This window comes from Streptomyces prasinopilosus (genome assembly GCF_001419695.1).
In the GTDB taxonomy this organism is placed as follows: Bacteria; Actinomycetota; Actinomycetes; order Streptomycetales; family Streptomycetaceae; genus Streptomyces; species Streptomyces prasinopilosus.
Genome location: NZ_LIRG01000677.1, coordinates 1 through 3883 on the forward strand (window position 1 = coordinate 1; position 3883 = coordinate 3883).

At 71.3% G+C, this 3883-nt stretch carries 4 protein-coding genes; 3 read left to right on the forward strand and 1 reads right to left on the reverse strand.

All coding sequences use genetic code 11. The features are described from left to right. The 3 genes from AOK18_RS33680 to ptsP form a co-directional block, all read left to right on the forward strand. The coding region (locus tag AOK18_RS33680; protein ID WP_206281588.1) for a hypothetical protein at positions 1-183 on the forward strand (183 nt) is incomplete at its 5' end. Positions 184-467: 284 nt separating this feature from the next. Beyond that, a complete protein-coding gene (locus tag AOK18_RS24355) occupies positions 468-917 on the forward strand; it encodes a PTS sugar transporter subunit IIA (RefSeq protein WP_055573693.1) in 450 nt (149 codons plus the stop codon). Between the two features lie 78 nt (positions 918-995). Continuing rightward, positions 996-2666, forward strand: a complete 1671-nt coding sequence (gene ptsP / locus AOK18_RS24360) for a phosphoenolpyruvate--protein phosphotransferase (protein ID WP_055573692.1) — start codon at positions 996-998, stop codon at positions 2664-2666. Between the two features lie 154 nt (positions 2667-2820). Here ptsP and AOK18_RS24365 read toward each other — a convergent pair whose 3' ends face one another. Continuing rightward, positions 2821-3708 carry a hypothetical protein gene (locus AOK18_RS24365; protein ID WP_055695720.1) on the reverse strand — a complete coding sequence of 296 codons (888 nt, stop codon included), beginning with the start codon at positions 3706-3708 and terminating at the stop codon, positions 2821-2823. Between the last annotated feature and the right edge of the window lie 175 nt (positions 3709-3883).

Below are 3883 nucleotides of genomic sequence, written 5' to 3' on the forward strand. Positions count from 1 at the left end.
AACCTCAACGATCCGGACCGGACGGTCCTTCTCGTCGGGGTATCAACATATCTGGCGTTGATTTTTGGCACGCTGTTGAGTTCTCAAGGAACGGACGCTTCCTTCGTACCGGCCCTCGCGGGCTTTCCTCCGGGCGCTTCCCTTCGTGTTTCCAACACTATCAGCGTTTTCCCTGTCCCCTGACCACCGTCCCGCGAGTACGCAGGAGTTGACCCGGGATAGGATCTGACACGTTGGATTCGCTGCGAGGCATCGATGCGCGATCGCACCGACCGGCCCCAGGCAGGTCCCCGACTGTACAGGGAGCTGCGGAGCGGGTGCAAATCAATAGGAAGAAGTGGTCTAGACCTCCAACCGGTCCTCTCGTACGGAACCGGTACTACCTATGACATACGCTGCATCACAGTGCGCCGTCCGAGACCGACCGTGACGGGTCCTTACCGATCTCCGCCCCTGGGAGGCTTCCCATGACCACCGTGACATCCCCGCTCGCAGGACGGGCGATCGGACTCGACTCCGTGCCCGATCCCGTCTTCTCCGGGGCCATGGTCGGCCCGGGTGTGGCGATCGATCCCGTGCGGGAGCCCGCCACGGCCGTCTCTCCCGTCGACGGTGTCGTCGTCTCCCTGCACCCGCACGCGTTCGTCGTGGTCGACGAGAGCGGCCACGGCGTGCTCACCCATCTCGGCATCGACACCGTGCAGCTCAATGGCGACGGCTTCGAACTGCTCGTCGGCAAGGGCGACACCGTGACCCGCGGTCAGGGTGTCGTGCGCTGGGACCCCGCCGCGGTGGAAGCCTCCGGCAAGTCCCCGGTGTGCCCGGTCGTGGCCCTGGACGCCACGGCGGAGGCACTCTCCGAACTGCGCGACGACGGCGAGGTCAAGGCCGGCGATTCCCTCTTCCTCTGGAAGTGACGCCGGTGCCGTCGTCCGGCGGCGAGCAGGGCAACCCACACGGCGGCGGACCCCGCCGCACTACCGGAGACAGGTGAGATGGAGACAACGCTGCGAGGCGTCGGTGTGAGCCATGGTGTGGCGATCGGCGAGGTTCGGCACATGGGGACGGCGGTCCTGGAACCGCCGGCCAGGGAGATCGCGGCCGAGGAGGCGGAGCGTGAGAAGGGGCGCGCCCGCAAGGCCGTGGAAGCGGTGGCGGCCGACCTGACGGCGCGCGGCAATCTGGCGGGCGGCGAGGCCCAGGCGGTGCTCGAGGCCCAGGCCATGATGGCCCAGGACCCCGAGCTGATGGCGGACGTGGAACGTCGCATCGCCGGGAACAGCACCGCCGAGCGTGCGGTGTACGACGCGTTCGCCGCGTACCGTGAGCTGCTGGCCGCCGCCGGTGAGTACCTGGCGGGCCGCGTGGCCGACCTCGACGACGTGCGGAACCGCATCGTCGCCCGGTTGCTCGGGGTTCCGATGCCGGGTGTCCCGGACAGCGACGAGCCCTACGTCCTCGTGGCCCGTGATCTCGCACCCGCGGACACGGCACTGCTGGACCCGGCCCTGGTGCTCGGTTTCGTGACCGAGGAAGGGGGCCCCACCAGTCACAGCGCGATCCTGGCCCGGGCGCTCGGTGTGCCGGCCGTGGTGGCCCTCCCCGGCGCCGGTGAACTCGCCGAAGGGACGCTGATCGCCGTCGACGGCAGCACCGGTGAGATCTTCGTGAACCCGAGCGAGGAGAAGAAGGGGCAGCTCGAGGCCGCGGCGGCCGCGCGCCGGGCGGCGCTGAGCGCGTCGACCGGGCCCGGTGTGACCGCCGACGGCCACACGGTGCCGTTGCTGGCGAACATCGGCGGCCCGGCGGATGTGCCCGCCGCCGTCGAGGCGGGCGCGGAGGGTGTCGGTCTCTTCCGCACCGAGTTCCTCTTCCTGGACGACAGCGAGAACGCCCCCTCCGAGGAGAAGCAGGTCGCGGCCTACCGCCAGGTGCTCGAGGCGTTCCCCGAGGGCCGGGTGGTCGTGCGGGTGCTGGACGCGGGCGCGGACAAGCCGCTGGACTTCCTCACCCCGGCGGACGAGCCGAACCCGGCGCTGGGCGTACGCGGTCTCCGGTCCCTGCTCGACCACCCCGAGGTACTGCGTACCCAGCTGGCGGCGCTGGTCAAGGCCTCGGAAGGGCTGTCCGTCCACCTTGAGGTGATGGCCCCGATGGTGGCGGACCGGGCCGATGCCAAGGCCTTCGCCGACGCGTGCCGTGAGGCGGGTCTGCACGCGAAGTTCGGTGCGATGGTCGAGATCCCCTCGGCCGCGCTGCGGGCCCGGTCGATCCTGCAGGAGGTGGAGTTCCTGTCGCTGGGGACGAACGACCTCGCGCAGTACACGTTCGCCGCGGACCGTCAGGTGGGGGCGGTGTCCCGGCTGCAGGATCCGTGGCAGCCCGCGCTGCTCGACCTGGTGGCGCTGTCGGCGGAGGCCGCGAAGGCCGAGGGCAAGAGCTGTGGCGTCTGCGGTGAGGCCGCGTCCGACCCGTTGCTCGCCTCGGTGCTGACCGGTCTGGGGGTCACCTCCCTCTCCATGGGTGCGGCGTCCATCCCCTACGTGCGGGCGGCGCTGGCGAAGTTCACCCTGGCCCAGTGCGAGCGGGCCGCGGCCGCGGCCCGTGCGACGGACAGTGCCGAGGAGGCCCGCAGGGCCGCGCAGGCGGTGCTGTCGGGCGAGTAGCGGGACAGGCACAGGACACGGCAGGCGGGCTGACGGCCTCCGCCGCTGTTCCCGAAGGGGCGCTCCGCTCGAGGGGCGCCCCTTCTCTGCTGCCGCTCCCGTTCCCGTCTCCGTTCCGCGTCTCCTTCCTCTCCCACTCGTTCGGGGTCCGGGTTCAGTGACGGTGGATGGGACCCGGGTCCTCCCCCAGCTCGGGCGGCTCGCAGTAGTCGACGTTCGGCTCGGGCGGGATGGGGTCTCCCGATTCGACGTCGGTGCAGTAGGCGTCGAAGACCTCCCCCGCGGTGAGGGGCTCGGGGCCACGGGCGCGCAACCGCCAGCCGTGGACGCGGTCGGGGGCGCCCGGCACGGTGATCCGCACGACGAGGCCGCCCGGCTTGCCGGTGGCCAGGCCGGCGGCCAGCACCGTGGTGAACTCGAGGACCTCGGTGTCGTCCAGTTCCCGGCGTCCGCCGTCGTCGGTGGCGTGGAGGACGGCGACCAGGGTCTCGGGAGGGCCGGAGACGCTGCAGACGAGGTGCAGGCTGCCGGGGCCCGCCGTGTCGAGGATGCGGGCGAGCAGCCGGGAGGCGCGGGCGAAGGCCTCGCGGCCCAGGTCCTCGCCGCACGAGGGGCAGGCGCCGAGGCGGGCGAGGAGCACGGTCGCGTACTCCCAGGTCGCGTGGCGGACGCCCTCGTCGACGAGGACGGGCAGGAGGTCGGTCAGGGGCTGCCCCTCGTAGGGGACGGTGGCTCCGGTGGTCGCGAGTTCCGCCGTGAAGCGGGTGCGGCCGGCGCGGCTGTCCGGATCGAGGCCGCGTTGCGCGCAGAACTCCGCGTACTCCTCGGGGTCGAAGAGGGCCAGCGTGGTGCGGCCGCCCTGCAGGGCGCGTGTCCTGAGGACGGCCTCCACGTGTGCGAGGTAGGTGCCGTGGTCGTCGAAGACGAAGCTCCGGTAGCGCCGCATGGCGCGGAAGTCGTGCTCGTCGGTCAGCAGCCCGAGGGTGCCTACGATCTCGCGGTTCAGGGCGCGTCGCATGGTTCGGTGGTCGGTGTACGTCATGTCTCCCCCTGCACGGTCGATCAATGCTCACGCAGAGTAGTCGCGGGGACTGACAGTGGTGTCCTGGGCGGGGGAGGGCGGGGTCAGGCGCGTTTGCGGGCCAGGTCCTCGTAGAACGTGAGCAGGTCCAGGTCGTCGACGGAGCCCGCGTTGACCGCCTTCTCCAGCGGTGTGC

What these genes read in the sequence shown, in the direction of transcription:
- AOK18_RS24355 (WP_055573693.1), top strand. Translation starts at nt 468, where the DNA reads ATGACCACCGTGACATCCCCGCTCGCAGGACGGGCGATCGGACTCGAC.
- ptsP (WP_055573692.1), top strand. Translation starts at nt 996, where the DNA reads ATGGAGACAACGCTGCGAGGCGTCGGTGTGAGCCATGGTGTGGCGATC.
- AOK18_RS24365 (WP_055695720.1), bottom strand. Translation starts at nt 3,708, where the DNA reads ATGACGTACACCGACCACCGAACCATGCGACGCGCCCTGAACCGCGAG.